The sequence below is a fragment of the Nocardia sp. NPDC003345 genome, assembly GCF_053589395.1.
This window is the reverse complement of record NZ_JBSFRU010000093.1, coordinates 1-19,234: the sequence shown is the minus strand read 5'-3', so window position 1 is coordinate 19,234 and position 19,234 is coordinate 1. Positions and strand designations below refer to the sequence as shown.

At 70.5% G+C, this 19,234-nt stretch carries 21 protein-coding genes and 1 pseudogene; 12 read left to right on the top strand and 10 right to left on the bottom strand.

Annotated features, from left to right (window positions below; genetic code table 11):
• Window positions 1–172 (top strand): annotated as a pseudogene (locus ACWDU1_RS13330) (peroxiredoxin); the annotation flags it as partial.
• A 138-nt stretch (window positions 173–310) separates the two neighbouring features.
• Window positions 311–802, top strand: coding sequence for a MarR family winged helix-turn-helix transcriptional regulator (locus ACWDU1_RS13325; RefSeq protein WP_449998339.1), 492 nt, complete (start codon window positions 311–313; stop codon window positions 800–802).
• 30 nt (window positions 803–832) lie between these two features.
• Here ACWDU1_RS13325 and hisI read toward each other — a convergent pair whose 3' ends face one another.
• The 4 genes from hisI to priA are packed head-to-tail and all read right to left on the bottom strand — an operon-like array spanning window position 833 to window position 3,673.
• Complete coding sequence (hisI, locus tag ACWDU1_RS13320; RefSeq protein ID WP_449998338.1) at window positions 833–1,192, bottom strand: phosphoribosyl-AMP cyclohydrolase; 360 nt, start codon at window positions 1,190–1,192, stop codon at window positions 833–835.
• A complete protein-coding gene (gene hisF, locus ACWDU1_RS13315; protein ID WP_449998337.1) occupies window positions 1,192–1,965 on the bottom strand; it encodes an imidazole glycerol phosphate synthase subunit HisF in 774 nt (257 codons plus the stop codon). Before hisF ends, hisI begins: the two co-directional genes overlap by 1 nt.
• A gap of 46 nt (window positions 1,966–2,011) precedes the next feature.
• Complete coding sequence (locus ACWDU1_RS13310; RefSeq protein ID WP_449998336.1) at window positions 2,012–2,884, bottom strand: inositol monophosphatase family protein; 873 nt, start codon at window positions 2,882–2,884, stop codon at window positions 2,012–2,014.
• A 57-nt stretch (window positions 2,885–2,941) separates the two neighbouring features.
• On the bottom strand, window positions 2,942–3,673 hold the full coding sequence (gene priA / locus ACWDU1_RS13305; protein ID WP_449998334.1) for a bifunctional 1-(5-phosphoribosyl)-5-((5-phosphoribosylamino)methylideneamino)imidazole-4-carboxamide isomerase/phosphoribosylanthranilate isomerase PriA: 732 nt from the start codon (window positions 3,671–3,673) through the stop codon (window positions 2,942–2,944).
• Window positions 3,674–3,951: 278 nt separating this feature from the next.
• Between priA and ACWDU1_RS13300 the strand changes: the two genes are divergently transcribed.
• The 8 genes from ACWDU1_RS13300 to hisH all read left to right on the top strand — a co-directional run bounded on the left by ACWDU1_RS13300 (window position 3,952) and on the right by hisH (window position 11,336).
• Window positions 3,952–5,529 (top strand): serine/threonine-protein kinase, encoded by a 1,578-nt coding sequence (locus ACWDU1_RS13300; RefSeq protein ID WP_449998332.1) that lies wholly within the window; start codon window positions 3,952–3,954, stop codon window positions 5,527–5,529.
• Between the two features lie 199 nt (window positions 5,530–5,728).
• A complete protein-coding gene (locus tag ACWDU1_RS13295; protein WP_449998330.1) occupies window positions 5,729–6,160 on the top strand; it encodes a hypothetical protein in 432 nt (143 codons plus the stop codon).
• Window positions 6,161–6,242: 82 nt separating this feature from the next.
• The gene (locus tag ACWDU1_RS13290) at window positions 6,243–6,845 is read left to right on the top strand and encodes a maleylpyruvate isomerase family mycothiol-dependent enzyme (RefSeq protein ID WP_449998328.1); all 603 of its coding nucleotides are present in this window, start codon (window positions 6,243–6,245) and stop codon (window positions 6,843–6,845) included.
• Window positions 6,846–6,911: 66 nt separating this feature from the next.
• On the top strand, window positions 6,912–7,343 hold the full coding sequence (locus ACWDU1_RS13285) for a hypothetical protein (RefSeq protein ID WP_449998326.1): 432 nt from the start codon (window positions 6,912–6,914) through the stop codon (window positions 7,341–7,343).
• A 148-nt stretch (window positions 7,344–7,491) separates the two neighbouring features.
• Window positions 7,492–8,829 (top strand): histidinol dehydrogenase, encoded by a 1,338-nt coding sequence (hisD, locus tag ACWDU1_RS13280; protein ID WP_449998324.1) that lies wholly within the window; start codon window positions 7,492–7,494, stop codon window positions 8,827–8,829.
• 41 nt (window positions 8,830–8,870) lie between these two features.
• On the top strand, window positions 8,871–9,989 hold the full coding sequence (locus ACWDU1_RS13275; protein WP_449998343.1) for a histidinol-phosphate transaminase: 1,119 nt from the start codon (window positions 8,871–8,873) through the stop codon (window positions 9,987–9,989).
• 20 nt (window positions 9,990–10,009) lie between these two features.
• Window positions 10,010–10,642 (top strand): imidazoleglycerol-phosphate dehydratase HisB, encoded by a 633-nt coding sequence (hisB, locus tag ACWDU1_RS13270; protein WP_449998322.1) that lies wholly within the window; start codon window positions 10,010–10,012, stop codon window positions 10,640–10,642.
• A 73-nt stretch (window positions 10,643–10,715) separates the two neighbouring features.
• Window positions 10,716–11,336, top strand: a complete 621-nt coding sequence (gene hisH, locus ACWDU1_RS13265; RefSeq protein WP_449998341.1) for an imidazole glycerol phosphate synthase subunit HisH — start codon at window positions 10,716–10,718, stop codon at window positions 11,334–11,336.
• Between the two features lie 53 nt (window positions 11,337–11,389).
• Here hisH and ACWDU1_RS13260 read toward each other — a convergent pair whose 3' ends face one another.
• The gene (locus ACWDU1_RS13260; RefSeq protein WP_449998320.1) at window positions 11,390–12,364 is read right to left on the bottom strand and encodes an alpha/beta hydrolase family protein; all 975 of its coding nucleotides are present in this window, start codon (window positions 12,362–12,364) and stop codon (window positions 11,390–11,392) included.
• Window positions 12,365–12,473: 109 nt separating this feature from the next.
• On the opposite strand from ACWDU1_RS13260, the gene ACWDU1_RS13255 reads away from it, so the two are divergent.
• Together ACWDU1_RS13255 and ACWDU1_RS13250 are read left to right on the top strand one after the other, a co-directional pair.
• Entirely contained in the window at window positions 12,474–13,655 is a 1,182-nt protein-coding gene (locus ACWDU1_RS13255; RefSeq protein WP_449998318.1) for a winged helix DNA-binding domain-containing protein, read from the top strand.
• 31 nt (window positions 13,656–13,686) lie between these two features.
• Window positions 13,687–14,325 (top strand): GNAT family N-acetyltransferase, encoded by a 639-nt coding sequence (locus tag ACWDU1_RS13250; protein WP_449998316.1) that lies wholly within the window; start codon window positions 13,687–13,689, stop codon window positions 14,323–14,325.
• 55 nt (window positions 14,326–14,380) lie between these two features.
• On the opposite strand, the gene ACWDU1_RS13245 is transcribed toward ACWDU1_RS13250, so the two are convergent.
• From ACWDU1_RS13245 to ACWDU1_RS13225, 5 genes are all read right to left on the bottom strand, one after another.
• Window positions 14,381–15,244, bottom strand: coding sequence for an arylamine N-acetyltransferase family protein (locus ACWDU1_RS13245; protein ID WP_449998314.1), 864 nt, complete (start codon window positions 15,242–15,244; stop codon window positions 14,381–14,383).
• A gap of 75 nt (window positions 15,245–15,319) precedes the next feature.
• Window positions 15,320–16,768, bottom strand: a complete 1,449-nt coding sequence (locus ACWDU1_RS13240; protein WP_449998313.1) for an ABC transporter ATP-binding protein — start codon at window positions 16,766–16,768, stop codon at window positions 15,320–15,322.
• Window positions 16,765–17,571 carry an ABC transporter permease gene (locus tag ACWDU1_RS13235; RefSeq protein WP_449998311.1) on the bottom strand — a complete coding sequence of 269 codons (807 nt, stop codon included), beginning with the start codon at window positions 17,569–17,571 and terminating at the stop codon, window positions 16,765–16,767. Before ACWDU1_RS13235 ends, ACWDU1_RS13240 begins: the two co-directional genes overlap by 4 nt.
• Window positions 17,568–18,497, bottom strand: coding sequence for an ABC transporter permease (locus ACWDU1_RS13230; RefSeq protein WP_449998309.1), 930 nt, complete (start codon window positions 18,495–18,497; stop codon window positions 17,568–17,570). The genes ACWDU1_RS13235 and ACWDU1_RS13230 overlap by 4 nt, the downstream gene beginning before the upstream one ends.
• Window positions 18,494–19,234: ABC transporter substrate-binding protein (locus ACWDU1_RS13225; RefSeq protein ID WP_449998307.1), on the bottom strand; the 741-nt coding region annotated here is incomplete at its 5' end. The genes ACWDU1_RS13225 and ACWDU1_RS13230, both read right to left, overlap by 4 nt.

Here is a 19,234-nt window from a genome sequence, read left to right as displayed (position 1 = left end):
CGAGGAGTACGGCGTGAAACGCGGTCTGCTGGGCAAACTCATGCCGGTCAAACGACACACCTTCGTCCTCGATACCGACCGCCGGGTCCTCGAGGTGATCAGCAGTGAACTCCGCGCGAATGTGCACGCGGACCGGGCGCTGGAGTTCTTGCGCGAACGCGCGCAGGCGTAACCGTAACGGCCACTACGGTTGTGAATGACCTCACCATAGTTTCGTAGATGCCACATGATCGAGCGAAGTCGTGGCAAACTCTCTGTAGCCGGGTGACCACTGCCGCTTTCGTCACCGGGCCGGAGAGAAGGCGGACCAGTGACGGAGTGGCTGAACCCGATCGAAGGACGCGCCTGGCGCGCGGTGGTCGCACTATTGAATCGCCTGCCGGGCGCTCTGGACACCGACCTGCAGCGCGAATCCGGCGTCACCCATTTCGAGTTCTGGGTGCTCACGCTCCTCTCGGAGGCCCCGGATCGCCGACTGCAGATGAGCGAGCTCGCCCACCGAGCTAACTCATCGCTATCCAGGCTCTCGCATGTGGTGTCGAAACTGGAGCGAATGGGCTGGGCCACCCGGACGGCGACCACCGGCCGCCGCGGTGTGCTGGCCCTACTCACCGACGAGGGATATCAGAAGGTCGTGGAGGCCGCGCCCGGGTACATGGACGTGGTCCGGCGGCTGGTGTTCGACGGGCTGGACGCCGATCAGACCGAAGCCCTCGCCGATCTCGGCGAAACCCTCACCACCCATCTGGCCACCGTGCTGGGCGGCTCCGGGCAGCCCGCGCCCACCGATTCCCGGCGCTGAACCGGCGGATCGTGCCGGGCGGCGCGGCCGCTACCGTCCCGCCGCCGGATCGGCCGCCAGCAGTACATCGCTGTCGAAACAGGTGTGCGTACCGGTGTGGCAGGCCGCGCCCTGCTGGTCCACCACCAGCAGCACGGTGTCACCGTCGCAATCCAGCCGGACCTCGTGCACGTACTGGGTGTGCCCGGAGGTCTCCCCCTTGACCCAGTACTGCTGCCGCGAGCGCGAATAGTAGGTGGCCCGGCGGGTCGCCAGGGTCCGCGCCAACGCCTCGTCGTCCATCCAGGCCATCATCAGGACCGCGCCGGTGGACCGCTCCTGCGCGACCGCGGCCACCAGACCGTCCGCGGTGCGTTTGAGGCGGGCCGCGATCGCCGCATCCAGCGCCATCAGCGCACCACCAGATCCGACGCCCGCAGCGCGTCCTTGACCTGCGGGATGGTCAGTTCGCCGAAGTGGAACACACTGGCCGCCAGGACCGCGTCGGCGCCGGCCCGGACCGCGGGCGGGAAATGCTCGATCGCGCCCGCGCCGCCGGAGGCGATCACCGGGATCGAGACGGCGGCCCGGACCGCCGTGATCATCGGCAGGTCGAAACCGGATTTCGTGCCGTCGGCGTCCATCGAGTTGAGCAGGATCTCCCCCACGCCCAGTTCGGCGCCGCGCTCGGCCCATTCCACCGCGTCGATACCGGTCCCCCGGCGACCGCCGTGGGTGGTGACCTCCCAGCCCGACGCGGTATCGGGTTCGCCGTCGGGCACCGTGCGGGCATCCACCGACAGCACGATGCACTGCGACCCGAACCGCTGCGACATCTCGTGCAGCACCTCGGGCCGGGCGATGGCGGCGGTGTTCACCGAGACCTTGTCCGCGCCCGCCCGCAGCAGCCGGTCCACATCGTCGACCGTGCGGACCCCGCCGCCCACGGTGAGCGGGATGAAGATCTGCTCGGCGGTTCGGGTCACCACGTCGAGCATGGTGCCGCGGTCGCCGCTCGAGGCCGTGACATCGAGGAAGGTGAGCTCGTCGGCACCCTGCGCGTCGTAGGCGGCGGCCAGCGCAACCGGGTCGCCGGCGTCGCGAAGATTCTGGAAGTTCACGCCCTTCACCACGCGCCCGGCGTCGACGTCCAGGCACGGGATGACGCGAGTGGCAAGTGTCATGAGGTCCTCTTCGCTTGCGGTACGAACGGTCGGCGCGGGTATCGCCTCATCGGTCCGCCTGCCCGGCGCCGCCCCGGGCGGCCGCCGCGTCACCGGCGGGCGTGGGGGTCTGCACGGCGCCGCGGGTGGCGGCGATCATATCGAGCAATTCGGCGTGCACGCCGGGCGCGGCCGCCAGGACCGACCCGGATTCGATGGTCCAGTCCCGGCCCTCGAGGTCGGTGACCACGCCGCCGGCACAGCGCACCATCAGTGCGCCCGCGGCGTTGTCCCAGGGGTGGTGCCCGAACACGATGGCCCCGCCGAGCGTGCCGTCGGCGGTGAACGCCAGGTCGACCCCGGTGGACCCGTGCATCCGCACCCGCGAGGACAAACTGCTCAGCGCGCCGAGCACCCGGTGCCGGAACAGACCCGGGACCCGGCCGGTGGATTCGATGTTGAAGGCGCCGAAGCCGATCATCGCCTCGTCCAGCAGACCCTGGGCCAGCGGCGGCTGCGCCACTCCGTCGAGCAACAGCGGGCCGCCTACGACCGCGGCGTACCGGCGGTCCAGCGGCGGGAACCAGGCCAGACCGATCACCGGTTCACCGTCGCGCACCAGGGCCAGCAGGGTACCGGTGAGCGGATGGCCGTTCGAGTAGTTGAAGGTGCCGTCGATCGGGTCGAGCACCCAGGCGGTGCCGTCGGTGAGGGCCGGACCGCCGAATTCCTCGCCGTGCACATCGATACCGGTGCGATCGAGCAGTTGCGCGGAGATGGTGCGCTCGAGTTCCAGGTCGAGTTCGGTGGCGAAATCCTTGGACCCCTTGGCGACCGCGCTGGGGGCGCCGCGGCCCTCGAGGAACCGCGCGCTCACCCCGTCGAGGACCTCGGCGGCGGTGGCCATCAGGGTGGCCAGTTCGGTATCTGCCCTCGTCATCGCCTCAGTGTCTCGTTCGTATCGGGGGTCTCGTTCGTATCGCGGATCGGATGCCGGTCAGCGGACAGCGGCCAAGGCCTCGGGCAGCGTGAAACGGCCCGCGTACAGCGCCTTGCCCACGATGGCGCCCTCCACACCCTCGGGCACCAGTTCGGCGATCGCGGTGAGGTCGGCCAGCGCCGAGACCCCGCCCGAGGCGATCACCGGCGCGTCGGTGGCCATGGTCACCTCGCGCAGCAGATCCAGGTTCGGGCCGGTGAGGGTGCCGTCCTTGGTCACATCGGTGACGACGTAGCGGGAGCAACCGTCACGTTCCAGCCGTTCGAGCACCTCCCACAGATCGCCACCGTCACTCACCCAGCCGCGTCCGCGCAGCCGGTATTCACCGTCGACGATCTGCACATCCAGGCCCACGGCGACCCGGTCGCCGTACTCCGCGATGGCCCGGGCACACCACTGCGGGTCCTCGAGCGCGGCGGTGCCCAGGTTGACCCGGGCGCAGCCGGTGGCCATGGCGGCCTTCAGCGACTCGTCGTCGCGGATGCCGCCGGACAGTTCGACGGCCACATCGAGCTCGCCGACGACCTGCGCGAGCAGTTCCCGGTTGGAACCGCGGCCGAACGCCGCGTCCAGATCGACCAGATGTACCCATTCGGCGCCGTCCTGCTGCCAGGCGAGGGCGGCATCGCGCGGGGACCCGTAACTGGTTTCACTGCCCGCCGCGCCCTGTACCAGGCGGACGGCCTCTCCATTGGCGACATCGACAGCGGGCAGCAGCACAAGACTCACTCGGAACAGCCTAGTTGGTGCGGTGCGGCGGGGCCCATCCGCTATCCGCGCGCGGCGCCCGGCGATGCCGATTGCCCGGCGTTCGCCCATCCGGTCCGGCGGCCGCCCTCGCCGGTACCCACTGCCGCGAGCGCTCCCGCGCGGGGCCGCTAAAGTGATATCACCCACTGGGGCGGTCGAGGTGCCCGCTACACTCGTCCCGAACGCGTGAGTGGTCAAGTACGCGGCATGTCACGATTTCGAGAAGGTTCGGAGTAGGCGCCATCGATACCGGTCAGTTGATCGCGGATCACTACCGCCTGGTCGAGCAGATTGGTAGCGGCGGCACAGGCGTGGTCTGGCGTGCCGTCGACGAGCGTCTGCAACGGTCGGTGGCGATCAAGCAGATCCACATCAAACCCAGTCTGCCGCCCGCGGAGCGCGATGTGCTCCGCCAGCGCGCGACCCGGGAAGCCCGCAACGCGGCCCGGTTCCAGCACCCGAATGCCATCGTGGTCTTCGATATCACCGAGCACGGTGGCGATCCGTGCCTGGTGATGGAGTACATGAAGTCCCGGAGCCTGGCGATGGTGCTCTCGGCGCAGGGCCCGCTACCGCTGACCCAGGTGGCCCGGATCGGTGAGCAGGTGGCCTCGGCGCTGATCGCCGCCCACCAGGCCGGGATCGTGCACCGCGATGTGAAGCCGGGCAACGTACTGCTCGACGACCAGGGCACCGTCAAGATCACCGATTTCGGAATCTCCCGCGCCACCGGCGATGTGACCCTCACCGAGACCGGCCTGATCTGCGGTACCGCCGCCTACCTGGCGCCGGAAGTCGCCCGTGGCGCCGACCCGACTCCCGCCGCGGATGTGTTCGCGCTCGGCGCGACACTGTTCCACGCGCTGGAGGGCGAACCTCCGTTCGGCTCCGGCAATCCGCTGAAGGTGCTGTACGCCGCCGCGAACGGGCAGGTCAGCGATCCGCAGAACGCCGGTCCGGCCACCGATTTCCTGCTGGACCTGCTGGAGGCGGATCCCCGGCTGCGGCCGACCATGCGCGAGGCGCGCGAACAACTGGCCCGGTTCGCCTACGAGGACTCCGCGGCCGAGCACGCCGGATTCGTCCCGGCCCGGGAGGCGTTCGACCGCAACGGCGGCAACCACAACGGGCACGGCGGCGGCGCCGCGGTCAGCACGATGGAATCGCCCGCGCCGGTCCGGCCCCGGGGCGCGGCCGAGGCCGGTCCCGCCCGGCGCCGGCCGGAACCGCGCGCGGCGGGCCGCGATCTCCAGGACACCCGCCCGCCCCGGCACGGGGCCGGCCATCCGCCGACCACGACGCAGCCGGTGCAGGGCAAGGCATCGTCCGGTGGCGGCGGGGTCAAGCGCGCGGTGCTCATCGGCGGTATCGCCGGGGCCGCGGTGGTCGGCGGGGTGCTGTTCTTCAACTCCTCCGATTCCGGGGACGGCGGTTCCGCGCAGGCGCAGACCTCCGCCACCTCCACCGCCCCGCAATCGCCGGGCAGTACCGCCACGAGCAGCCCGGGCCTGGGCGCCACACCCAGCACCGGCCAGGTGGAGTGGGTACCGGCCGGCCAGATGATCGAGCAGTTCTATCTCGATCCGGCCGGTTCGTGGGGGCTGCTCACCCCCGCCGCGCAGCAGGTGTACGGCAGCCAGCAGGAATTCCAGACCTACTGGTCGACGCGCACGGTGCAGAGCTTCAACCGGATCGAGGCCTTCCAGGGCAACAACCCGGACGGCTCGGTGGATATGCGCGTCAACAACCTCAGCTACGGCGGGCAGACCCGCAATCCCACGCTGCGGGTCGTCGCTTCCGGCGGCGCACTGCTCATCGACAGCGATACCCGCTGAGGCGTCCGTCCGGCCGGGTTCCGTCACATCGGGATCTCGATCGGATCAAATGTCGCTCTCGGTGGAGGGTGATCACGGCGATACCGCGGTTCCCGCCGTCGCGGGCCGTACCGTGGTCCCCGACGACACGCGAAGGGTAGCGGCCGGCCGCCGACACCGTCGTCGAGATTCCTGACGCACCGAGCGATGGGAGACACGGATGACCGAGGCGCCGCTGGGTGAGCTGATGAGGATGGTGGGCGACTGGGAGGTCACCAGCCCGCAGATTCCGGGCCGTACCGGCCACTCCTCCATCCGATGGCTCAACGGTGAATCCTTCCTGGTGCTCACCACCACACTGCCGGCGGCCGACGCCGACCGGACCTGGGTGATCGGCGCGGACGACGGTGACGCGCACTCCCTGGCCATCCTGCAGCACGGCCGGGACGGCAGCCGCCGGGTCTACTACGGCTTCTTCGACGGACCGCTGTGGCGGGTATGGCGCAACGCCACCGGCGCGTCGCAGCGGCTGACCGCGACCATCGACGAATCGGGAGATGTGTTCCGGGCGACCTGGGAACGGTCGGATTCCGCCAGCGATCCGCGGGACTGGGAACACGAGTTCGATCTGACCTACACCCGCATTTCCTGATCCCCCACCACCCCGCGCCGTCGACCGGTACCGGCACCACATCCGCGGTCCGGGGAACGCGTCGCGAGATAGACTGCGTGCCATGGATATCCGGGGGATGCTCGCCGACGAGCGCGCGGAAATGGCCGCCCTGCTGGGGGAACTGTCGGAGGCGGAATGGGACGCGCCCACCCTGTGTGCGCGGTGGCGGGTACGCGAGATCATCGGTCATCTGCGCTACGACGTCATCTCGCTGGGCGAATACACCCGGATCGCGCTGCGGCACCGGTTCTCGATCGACGGGGTGAACAACGCGATGGCGGCCGAGGGGGCCCGGCGCGCCCCGGCCGAACTGCTGGCCGAATTCACCGCCGCGCCGCGCACGGTCTCGCGGCTGTGGCCCCGGCTCGGACTCGCCGACCTGTTCGTGCACCAGCAGGACATCCGCCGGCCGCTGGGCCGCGACCGCGAGATCCCGGCCGACCGGCTGCGGGCGGTACTCGACCGGCCGGATCCGTTCGCCCGCCCGTGGCGGCTGACGCGAGGGTTACGGTTCGTCGCGACAGATCTCGACTGGGTCACCGGTACCGGACCGGAGGTGCGCGGCCGGGGTGAGGCGCTAGCGTTGGCCATGGTGGGCCGTCCGGTGGTGCTGGACGAGCTCGAGGGCGACGGGGTCCCCGAACTGCGTCGCCGCTGTAGATGAACCCGCTGTAGCCGCACTCCGCTGTAGCCCGACTCCGAGTACGCCGTACCGATGGGAGACGCGCAGATGACCGAATCGGCACTCGAGGCGTTGTCCAGGATGGTCGGGGACTGGACGACGACCTCGGATCTCTACCCCGGTATGACCGGGCATACGACGATCGGCTGGGTGCCTGACGCCCGGTTCCTGTCGGTCCGCTATACGGCGCCGGAACCCGGTCTCGGCCGCACCTGGATCGTCGGCGCCGATGATCTCTACCAGGACCGGCTGATGATCCTGCAGTACGACCAGCGCGGCGAGCATCGCGTGTACCAGGGTTCCTTCGACGGACCGCTGTGGCGGGTGTGGCGCGACGCTCCCGGCGATTCCCAGCGGTTCACCGGGAGCCTCGACGAGAGCGGCAACACGCTGCGCGCCACCTGGGAGCGGTCGGAATCCGAGCTGGATCCGCGCAGCTGGGAGCACGAACTGGATATCGTCTACACCCGCGTCACCTGATCCGGCACGGGCGGACCGGCCCGCGGTGGCTCCGGGCGGGCCGCCGGCCGCGGACTGCGGCGGAAATCCGCGTGCGGGCACCTACTAGGCTGGTACGGCACCGAGTGTGTGCAGCTACCCAGCCCGCCGGACAAGGATCGACACCACCATGACATCCCGTATCGAGCTCGCCCGCGTCGATCTACGCGGTCGCACTCCGACCACCGCGCAATTGCGCACCGCGCTGCCGCGCGGCGGGGTCGATGTGGATTCGGTACTGCATCAGGTGCGGCCGGTCGTGGAAGCGGTCCGGGATCGCGGCGCGGCCGCCGCCCTGGAGTTCGGCGCGAAATTCGACAGGGTCTCCCCCGCGACCGTGCGGGTCCCCGCGGCCGAACTGGACGCCGCGCTCACCGGGCTGGATCCGGCGGTACGGACCGCCCTCGAGGTCGCGATCGACCGCACCCGCACCGTGCACGCCGACCAGCGGCGGACCGATACCACCACCGAGGTGGTGCCCGGCGGGACCGTCACCGAACGCTGGGTTCCGGTGGAACGGGTCGGCCTCTACGTGCCCGGCGGTAACGCCGTCTACCCGTCCAGTGTCGTGATGAACGTGGTCCCCGCCCAGGCCGCCGGCGTCGAATCGCTGGTCGTGAGCTCACCGCCGCAGGAACAGTTCGGCGGGCTGCCGCATCCCACCATCCTCGCCGCCGCGAAGCTGCTGGGTGTCGAGGAGGTCTGGGCGGTCGGCGGCGCCCAGGCGGTCGCGCTGCTGTCCTACGGCGGTACCGATACCGACGGCGCCGCGCTCGCCCCGGTCGACCTCATCACCGGTCCCGGCAATATCTACGTGACCGCCGCCAAACGTCTCTGCCGCGGGCTGGTCGGTATCGACGCCGAGGCGGGCCCCACCGAGATCGCGATTCTCGCCGACTCCGGCGCCGATCCGGTGCATGTGGCCGCCGACCTGATCAGCCAGGCCGAGCACGATGTCCTGGCCGCCAGCGTGCTGGTCACCGATTCGCCCGCGCTCGCCGACGCGGTGGACGCCGCCCTCACCACCCAGATGAGCGTGGTGAAACACGCCACCCGGGTCACCGCGGCGCTGACCGGCCCGCAGTCGGGCACCGTGCTGGTGGACGATATCGACCAGGGTCTGCGGGTGGTGAACGCCTACGCCGCCGAGCACCTGGAGATCCAGACCGCCGACGCCGCGGCCGTGGCGGCGCGGGTACGCAGCGCGGGCGCGATCTTCGTCGGCGCCTACGCACCGGTGAGTCTCGGCGACTACTGCGCCGGATCCAACCATGTGCTGCCGACCGCCGGCTGTGCCCGGCATTCCTCGGGGCTCAGCGTGCAGACCTTCCTGCGCGGTATCCACGTGGTCGACTACACCGAGGCCGCGCTGAAGGATGTCGCCGGTCATGTGGTGGCACTGGCCGAAGCCGAGGATCTGCCCGCCCACGGGCAGGCCGTGCGCGCGCGTTTCGAGACGCTGTCGTGAACGGGCGCGCGACAGAGGCGGCCACCGGCGCCGCCCCGGGGATTCCCGGAGCCGGTATCGGGCTCGACGCGCTGCCGCTGCGGGCGAACCTGCGCGGTAAGTCCCCCTACGGGGCGCCACAGCTGAAGGTCCCGGTGCAGCTCAACACCAACGAGAATCCACACCCGCCGACCCGTGCGCTGGTGGAGGATGTGGCCGGCGCGGTGCGTGCGGCGGCCGCCGATCTGCACCGGTACCCCGACCGCGACGCGGTGGGCCTGCGCGGCGACCTCGCCGCCTATCTGACCCGGCAGACCGGCGTACCGGTCGATACCACGAATGTGTGGGCCGCGAACGGTTCCAACGAGATCCTGCAGCAGCTGCTACAGGCCTTCGGCGGGCCCGGGCGGCGGGCGATGGGTTTCGTACCGTCGTACTCGATGCATCCGATCATCTCCGAGGGCATCGATACCGAATGGGTGGAAGCGAAGCGGGCCGGCGATTTCGGTATCGATATCGACGCCGCCCTCGCCGCGATCGCCGAACGCCACCCCGACGTAGTGTTTGTGACCAGCCCGAACAACCCCACCGGGCACAGTATCCCGGATGCCGAACTGATCCGGATCCTCGACGCCGCGCCCGGGATCGTCATCGTGGACGAGGCCTACGGCGAGTTCTCCGCCCGGCCCAGCGCGATCGGGCTCATCGACCGCTATCCCGCCAAGCTGGTGGTCAGCCGGACCATGAGCAAGGCCTTCGCGTTCGCGGGCGGCCGGCTCGGCTATCTCGTGGCCGCGCCCGCGGTCATCGACGCGCTGCTGCTGGTGCGGTTGCCCTACCACCTGTCGGTGGTCACCCAGGCCGCGGCCCGGGCCGCGCTGCGGCACGCGGACGAGACCCTGGGCAGTGTCGCGGAACTGGCCGCGCAACGCGACCGGGTCGCGGCGGCGCTGACCGGGCTCGGCTTCGATGTCGTCCCCAGCGACGCGAATTTCCTGCTCTTCGGCACCTTCACCGACGCGTCGCGCGCCTGGCAGCACTATCTCGACGAGGGCGTGCTCATCCGCGATGTCGGCATCCCCGGCCATCTGCGCGCCACCATCGGCCTGGCCGCCGAGAACGACGAGTTCCTGCGGGTGAGTGCGAAACTGGCCGCCACCGAACTGATCGCGCTCCGGTGAGCGCCGAGACGGAAGTGAGTATGAACCGAACCGCGCGAGTGGAGCGCACCACCAGGGAATCCAGCATCGTGGTGGAGCTGAACCTGGACGGCACCGGACAGACCGATATCGCCACCGGCGTGCCGTTCTACGACCATATGCTCACCGCGCTCGGCGCCCACGCCAGTTTCGATCTGACGGTGCGCGCCGACGGTGATATCGAGATCGAGGCGCATCACACCGTCGAGGACACCGCCATCGTCTTCGGGCAGGCGCTCGGGCAGGCCCTGGGCGACAAGAAGGGCATCCGCCGCTTCGGCGACGCCTATATCCCGATGGACGAAACCCTCGCGCACGCGGCCGTGGACGTCTCGGGCCGGCCCTACTGCGTGCACACCGGCGAACCGGATCATCTGCTGCACGCCGTGATCCCGGGCTCGCCGGTGCGGGGCCGCAACGATCCCGGAGCCCCGTATTCGACGGTCCTGAACCGGCACGTTTTCGAATCGATCGCCCTCAATGCCCGTATCGCGCTGCATGTGCGGGTGCTCTACGGCCGCGACCAGCACCATGTGACCGAGGCCGAGTACAAGGCGGTGGCCCGGGCGCTGCGCGCCGCGGTGGAACCCGACCCCCGGGTGCAGGGTGTGCCCTCGACGAAGGGTGCATTATGATGCGATACCTCCGGCTTCGCTCCGGCCTCCGCGGATCGCATGCGGCCATCCAGGAGGAAGCGCTGTGACGTCCGTGGTGCTGCTGGACTACGGGTCCGGCAATCTGCATTCCGCCGAACGTGCCCTGGTGCGGGCGGGCGCCACCGTCGAGGTGACCGCCGACCCCGAGGCCGCGCTCGCCGCCGACGGCCTGGTGGTGCCCGGGGTCGGGGCCTTCGCCGCCTGTATGGCCGGACTGCGGGAGGTGCGCGGTGAGCGCATCATCGGGCAGCGGCTGGCCGGCGGGCGGCCGGTCCTCGGAATCTGCGTGGGCATGCAGATCCTGTTCGACCGCGGCGTGGAGTTCGGGGTCGAGACCGAGGGCTGCGGGGAATGGCCGGGCACGGTCGACAAACTGCAGGCCCCGGTGCTGCCGCATATGGGCTGGAATACCGTGGACGCCCCGCCGGACAGTGTGCTGTTCGCGGGTATGGATCCCGGCACCCGCTTCTATTTCGTGCACACCTACGCGGCGCGCTCCTGGGACCTGCCGCCGAGCGACCATCTGGCCGCGCCCAGGCTCACCTGGGCCGATCACGGCGGCCGGTTCCTGGCCGCGGTGGAGAACGGCGCCCTGTCGGCGACCCAGTTCCATCCGGAGAAATCGGGCGACGCGGGCGCGCAACTGCTGTCGAACTGGGTGAAATCGCTCTGATCGCTGATGCGGCCGATAGGACGACGGCGGTTACGCCGTTGTCCGGGTAGACCCTAGGCGGCGCATTTGGCATCGGGGGGCGGGGGCGGCGCGGCGACGATACCGCGCGCGACATCCACCACGTAGTCGCGGTTGCCGTCCACCGGTTCCGTGCCCAGTACCAGCCGCTCCACCACACAGCCGGCCTCGAACAGGACCGGGCCGACATTGTGGCGGCCGGGTTCGATCACGCCGTCGAGGGTGCGTCCGCTGACCACCGAGTACAGCGTGCTCGGTTTACCGGTGAGCATCAGCGCGGCCCGCATCTGCATACTGGCCGTGTACGGCACCACCTCGTCGGCGGTGCCGTGGACCAGGAAGGCATGCCGCAGGTTCATCCGCCCGGCCTGCAGGGCCGGGGAGCGGTCGGCGTAGGCCAGCGGGCAGGCCACCGGGTCGCAGCCGCCCGCATCGCGCCGGATCTGGGCCTGCAGTGCCGGGAAATCCGCGGCCGGGCCCTGGTAGTGGGTGAACAGATTCGACGGACCGAAGGTGTCGACCCAGTAGTCGAACAGCCCGGCCGGACCGTAGGCGGCGGCCAGCCCCGTGGTCATGGCGCCCTGGCTCCAGCCCCACAGGATGGTGCGGGCGATCCCGGGCCGGGCACCCTTGATCCACTGCGTGGCGGCGACCAGATCCCGCCAGCCCGCCCACAGATTCCATTCCCCGGTCCGCCACTGCGGGCTGCCGCGCAGGTCCATGGACAGGATGGGCGTGGCGGTCCGGGCGGCGATCGAGGTGAGGTACTCCGAGTACTGGGCGGCGGAACCGTTGTGGCCGTGCGCGGCCACCACCAATGCGTTGCCGGTGGCGCAGCCGTGCGGCTGGAAGAGCAGGCCGGTGGCCTGCTCGCCGTCGACCGGGACCGAGACGGGCCGGGTCTGCACCGCGCACGTCGCCGCCGCGGCCGCGGGTCCCGCGGCCAGCAGGGTCGCGGTCAATACCGGTAGCAGTGCCCCCGCCAAGTAGCTCAACGCACGTCTGCTCATCCTTCGAATATTCCACGCCGGAGGCCACCGGAGCGGGAACCTCGCTGGGCCGGTCGGCAATTCGCGTTCGGCCCGCCGGTTGTCGGAGCCCGCCGATAGCATCCGGGCCATGGAAACCGTCACCGTCGCGCAGCGCCGGGCCCGGCTCGGGGTCCGGCACCGGCTGGCCGTCGCCGATCGCGGCGGCGATGCGGCCGAGATCGCGCGATCCCTGGTGGTCCTGCATGCCACCGATCCCGCGACCGTGCACCTGTCGGTGGCGGCCAGGGCGCCGGGGCTGGGCCCGGCCGAGGTCGAGCGCGCCCTGTACGAGGACCGCCTCTTGCTGCGCATGCTGGCGATGCGGCGCACCATGTTCGTCGCTCCGGTCGATTTGGTACCGGTGCTGCACGCCGCGTGCGGCGGGGATCTCGCGGTCAAACAGCATCGCACCTACGCCAAGCTCCTGGACGAGGGCGGTATCGGCGACGGCGACGCGGCCGGCTGGCTCACCGCCGTCGCCGACGAGACCCATCGCGCGCTGCTGGCCCGGGGCAGCGCCACCGGAGCCCAGCTCGGCAAGGACGTACCCGCGCTGCGGACCACCCGGATCGACCCGAGCCCCGGCAAGGCGTACTCGCGGCCCACCGGGATCACCACCTGGGTGCTGGTCCTGCTCGGCACCCAGGGGCGGATCGTGCGCGGTCGCCCGAACGGGAGCTGGTCGAGCAGCCAGTACTCCTGGGCGCCGGTGGAAGCCTGGTTGCCCGGGGGTATCGCCGAACTCGACGCCGCCGTGGCGCGCCGGGAACTGATCCGGCGCTATCTGCGCTCATTCGGCCCGGCGCCGGTCGGTGATATCACCTGGTGGACCGGCTGGAGCCGGACCCGGGTGCGGGAGGCGCTGGCCGGTCTGGACACCGTGGAGGTCGATCTGGACGGCACCGCGGGCCTGCTCCTGGCCGATGATCTGGAGCCGGTGCCGCCGCCGGAGCCGTGGGCCGCGCTGCTGCCCGCCCTCGATCCCACCCCGATGGGCTGGCAGTCCCGCGACTGGTACCTCGGCGCCCATAAACCGCAGCTGTTCGACCGCAACGGCAATATCGGGCCCAGCATCTGGTACGACGGCCGGATCGTCGGCGGGTGGGGGCAACGCGCCGACGGCGAGATCGTCACCCGGCTGCTCGAGGATGTCGGCTCGGAGGCCGAAGCACTCATCGCGGCCGAGACCGAACGCGCGGCCGGGTGGTTCGGCGGTGTGCGGCCGATCCCGCGTTTCCGCACTCCCCTGGAACGCGAGCTTTCGGCCTGATACCGGCCGGAGCCCAAGTAGATTGTCGGATATGCAGATTCGGGCTTTCGAGGCTTCCGACCGCGATGCCCTGCGGCGCCTGTTCAGGGTCGCGGGCCGGGGCTCGCCGACCGAAACCCTGTGGGGACATCCGGAATCCGAGGCGATGATCTACCTCGAACCGTATATCGATCACGAGCCGGAATCGCTGCTGCTGGCAGAGGTGGACGGTGAACTGGTCGGCTATCTCACCGGTTGTGTGAACACCGCGACCTTTCCGAGCGAGTCGAAACGGATCGAGGACGCGATCCGCACGCACCGGCTCGTCCTGCGCCGCGCGCCCGCCCTGTTCTTCGCGCGCAGCGCGTTGGACGCCGCCTCCGCCGCACTGCGCCGCGAATCCGCGGCCGGTGAGATCCACGATCCGCGCTGGCCGGCACATCTGCATATCAACGTCGTCCCGGAAGCCCGTGGCACCGGCGCGGCCGAGGCGCTGATGCGGCGGTGGTTCGCACTGCTGGAGGCGGCCGGAGCACCGGGTTGCCATCTGCAGACCCTGGTCGAGAACGGCCGGGCGGTCCGCTTCTTCGAACGGATGGGGTTCATCGCCTACGGGCCGACCCCCGTCGTGCCCGGGCTGCGGTACCGAGGCGCCCGCGTCCATCAGCGGACCATGGTGCGCGACTGCTGAACCCGGACCCTGCCGCTGCCGACGTATCGCTGGTCCGGGTGCTGCCGTCCGGCCGTCAGCTCGTGGCCCAGGGAGCCCGCAGCAGGGCCGCGATATCGTCGTCGGTGAGTTCGATATCGAATACCTCGCCGAGCACCTTGGGGAATTCCGAGAGGTCGATCTCCCGGGAATCGGCCGTACCGTCGGGGTATTCGGTGGTCAAAGTGCGCCCGTCCAGGATGTGGTGCATGCCGGGCAGGAACCGCTGGACGAACGGGCGCTGCGTGAACGGCGAACGCGGCGAGGTCGAGACGAAATGGTTGCCGACCTCGTAGTCCACCCGGTACTGCGGTTCGAGGGTGAAGGTGTACCGGTCCACCCAGCCGTCACGGGCGAACTGGTGCAGTACCCATTCCACATCGCCGAGTTCACCGGCGCCCCGGGCCAGCCGGAAACGCCACCCGCCGAGAGTGAACTCGTCGGGACTGTCGGCCAGTGCGTACGGTTCGCTCGGCCCGGCGCCGAATCCGACGTCCACGAGCCAGATCCGGTCGTCGTCGGTGGTGGTGACGCGCAGTAGCGCGTGGGTGGCCGGGCGCAGCCCACCGGACCCCATCGTGACGCGTCCACTGAGTCCGGTGACCCCGAACCCCAGCCGCTCCAGCGCCGCCGCGAACACCGTGACGTTCTCGTAGCAGTACCCGCCGCGGCGGCGGCGCAGCAGTTTGTCCTGCAATGTCTCAAGGTCCAGCGGGATCGGGCGGCCCAGTACCGCCTCGAGGTTTTCGAAGGGGATGGCGGTGGTGTGCGCGGCCACCAGATCACGCAGCACGTCCAGGGTGGGCGTACGTGGTCCGAGGTAGCCGATCCGGTCCAGGTAGTGGTCCAGATCCAGGTCCGCGCCGTTCCAGTGGTAGGCGGCATCGGCCGGTTTCGGCATGGCATCCTCGTTTCTCCGGGGTCGTCACGGGCAACCACGCCGCCATCGTGGATGTTCCCGGTTCCGGGCCGGATGTCATCGGACCAGCAGCGCCCGGGTATGTGCCGTACCGGGGTCGGCGAGGACCGCCGCCGTCGCGCCGTGCTCGGCGACGGCGCCGTCGGCGAGCACGACGATACGTGGGCAGTACCTGGCGATCAGGTCCATATCGTGGCTGATGACGAGCACGCCGATGCCGTGGGCGGGCCGCACACGTTCGATCTGTTCCATGACCGCGTGGGCGGTGGTGTCGTCGAGCGCGGAGGTGATCTCATCGCAGATGAGCACATCGGGCGCGGCGGCCAGGGCCCGGGCGATCGCCACCCGCTGCCGCTGGCCGCCGGAGAGTTCACCGGGGTAGCGGGACAGCAGATCGGCCTCCAGGCCGACATCGCGCAGCAGGCCGGCGGCGCGTTCGGTGATCTCCGTCCGTCCCCGTACCCCGTCGAGCCGCAGCGGGCGCTCCAGTGCCTGCCGCACCGTCCGCTGAGGGTTGAGGGTGGACAGCGGGTCCTGCGGGACGAGCTGGACGCGCCGCCGGTCGCGCCGGGACCGGCGCGCCCCACCGACGGGCAGGGTCCGCCCGTTCACCTCCAGACTGCCCGATGCCGCGGTGTGGATACCGGTCAGTACCCGGGCCAAGGTTGTCTTCCCGGCCCCCGACGGACCGGCGACCGCGACCGCCTCTCCGGCGCCGACCTCGATATCTATCCCGCGCAGCAGAACCGTGCCGCCCGCCGTCGCGCGGATCCCACCGGCGCGCAGGGCCGGCGGGCCGGACGCCGCGGCCATCGGCGTGGGAACCGGCGGAACCACCCGCACGCGGGGTGGTTCGCCCAGTGCCACGACCCGGTCGGCCAGCCGGTGGATCAGATCGGTGTGATGCCCGGAGACGAGGACCGCCCGTCCGTCGTCGACGGCGATCGATCGCAGTAGATCGGCGATACCGATGCGTAATTCGCCGTGCAGGCCCGAGAGGGGTTCGTCGACGACGAGTACCCCGGCGTCGCGGACCAGCGCGGCCGCGAGCGCGAGACGGCGCTGTTCACCGCCGGAGAGTTCGCCGGGACGCCGCCGCAGACAGCCGGCGGGCAATCCGACCCGGGCCAGCGCCGCACGCATGGCGTCCGGACCGAGCCCGGGCGCGGATTCGGCGAGTATCGAGGCGACGCGGTGGGCCGGATTCTGCGCGGCGCCGGGGTCCTGGCTCACGTAGGCGAGATGACGGCGGCGGAAGGTTTGCCGGGCGGCACCGTCCAAGGCGAAAACGTCCCGGCCCGCGACCCGCACCGATCCGCCCGACCGGGTCAGCCCCGGGGCCAGCTGCCCGAACACGGCGCGCATCAGGGTGGTCTTACCGGCGCCGGACGGGCCGGTCAGGGCGGTGACCGAGCCGGGCGGGATCAGCAGCGAGGTGGGTGCCAGTATCTGGGCACCGGAGCCGGAGCGAATACACAGCTCGCGCACCGTCACACCATCTGTCACAGGCCGCGCCGTCCTTTCCCGAACGCGGCGACCGCGGTGTTCACGCTCACCGCCAGCAGGCCGATCGCCAGGCTCGGCACCAGCACGGCCGCCGGGTTGAGCAGGATGCCGGGCGCGTTCTCCCGCACCATCACCGCCCAGTTGGCGTCGCCGAGCGTGGCCGGTAACTGCAGGAACGACGCGGTGCTGACCAGATACATGGCTTCCACGAACCGCAGGCCCAGCTGGGTGAGCAGGGTTTCGCGCAGATTCGGCAACAGTTCGCGGAATACGAGATGTCCCGGCCGCTCCCCACCGGCCCGGGCGGCTTCGATGAATCCGGAGGCGGCCACCCCCGAGGCGGCCGCGGCGAACACCCGCGCCGTATACGGCGTACCGGCGATGACCGCGACGGCGATCAGCCCCACGGCCCCCGACTCCGGCCAGGAGAGCATGAACAGCAGGATCGCCAGTACAGGCGGCAGCATCATGCCGAGGTCGGTGGTCCGTTCGATCCAGGATCCGGTGCGCGGGTAGAGGGCGGCCACCGAGCCGAGCACCGCCGCGAGCCCGGTGACCAGTACCGCGATGATCGCACTGACCAGCAGCAGGCCCCAGCCGCCGTGCAACAGCTGACTCAGCACATCGCGGCCGAGACGATCGCCACCCAGCCATGCGGCGGCACCGGGCTCGGCGAAGGTGATACCCACCGCGTGATCGGCCGGGTGGGGGGCGAGTATCGGTCCGACCGCGGCGACCGCGACGACGACGGCGGCGGGCACCAGGGCGGGCCACAGCCGCCGGGAGACGGTCGCGGTGCTCATCGCCGGCCTCGGTTCGACCACAGCCGGATACCGTCGGCGACCAGCAGGACGCACAGAATGGTCGCCCCGGTGACCGTGACGACCGCCGCGACCAGTGCGGTATCGCGATCGGAGACCGATCCGGCGATCATGGCGCCCATGCCCGGATAGTTGAAGATGGTCTCCACCACCAGCGCGCCGCCGAACAGTGTGCCCACCGAGGTGGCGAACGAGGCCGCGATGGTCGGCAGCGCGAAGGGCAGGACATGCCGGATCAGCACCGTCCGCTCCGGCAATCCGTTGAGAACCGCGTTGTCCACATGGGGCGCCGCGGCGGCATCGGCCAGCGCCCCGCGCACCACTCGCAGATTCCAGCCCGCCTGCGGTATCACGAGTGCGGCCACCGGGAGGATCAGCATCTGCGGGCCGGCCGGGAACCCGGACCGGTCGGTGAGGGTCACCGCGGGCAGCAGGTCCAGCCACAGCGAGAACACCAGCACCAGCAGCGTCGCTACGACGAACTCGGGAACCGCGATGACGAAGGCCGAACCCGGTTGCAGGATCCGGGCGGCGAATCCGCTGGGCCGCGCCGCCCACCACATCCCGGCCACCGCCGCGATCACCACGGTGACGGCCATCGCGATCGAGGCGAGCAGCAACGTCTGCGGGAACTTGTCGGCCAGCAGCTCGTTCACCGGCTGTCCCCGCGCGGTGGTACCGAAATCACCGGTCGACGCCCCGCCGAGCCAATCCGCGAACCGGACCGGCAGCGGCCGGTCCAGTCCGAGTTCGTGCTCCTTGGCGGCGATCCGGTCCGCGCCGGCGTCGCGGCCGAGAACCGCGCGCGCCGCGTTACCCGGCAGCAGATCGACGACCACGAACACCAGCGCGAGCAGAGCGAGCAGCAGACCGAGCCGCCGGACCACCGCGCCGGCGACGGCTCTCACTGCGACAGCCAGACTCGTTCGAGCTGAACGCGGCCGTATCCCCCGAGTTCGGGCAGATCGCGGACCGCGGTCGCGGCGACGTCGATACCGTCGGCCATCCCCCACACGATGTAACCGCCGCGTTCGTGCTGGATCCGCTGGATATCGTGGCTCGCCGCGACGAACTCCGGGCCCGCGGGCGCGGCCAGGGCCGCGGTGTAGGCCTTGTCGAAGGCGGGGTCCCGGAATCCGGTCTCGTTCCACTTCGTCCGCGAATACATGACCTTGCTGGCGAAGAAGACCACCGAATCGTTGGTTCCCCAGTTCACCGTGTAGAAGGGCGCGGTGAGCCAGGTGTCGTCGTAGAAGGCGTTGGCCTCCTGGACCGCCACCTCGATCCGGACGCCGATATCCTCGGCCTGGGTCGCGAAGACCTTCGCCGATTCGACCTCGCCGGCCGCTTCCTGTTTGGTGACCAGGCGGTAGGTCTTCGCGGTATCGAATTTCGCCTCGGCCAGCAGCCGCCTGGCCCGGTCGATATCGCGGGTGCGCTGCGGAATGGCCGTATCGAAGGACGGGTCGGCCGTGCCGAGGACATCGTTGGCGACCGAGCCGTACCCCGACAGCACCTGGGCCACCATGGCATCGCGATCCACGGCGAGCCGGAACGCCTCGCGCACCCGCGGGTCGGCGAACGGGCCGTCGGAGGTACGCATCGCGATGGCGACGGCGATATCGTCCGGCCGCCGGACCACCCG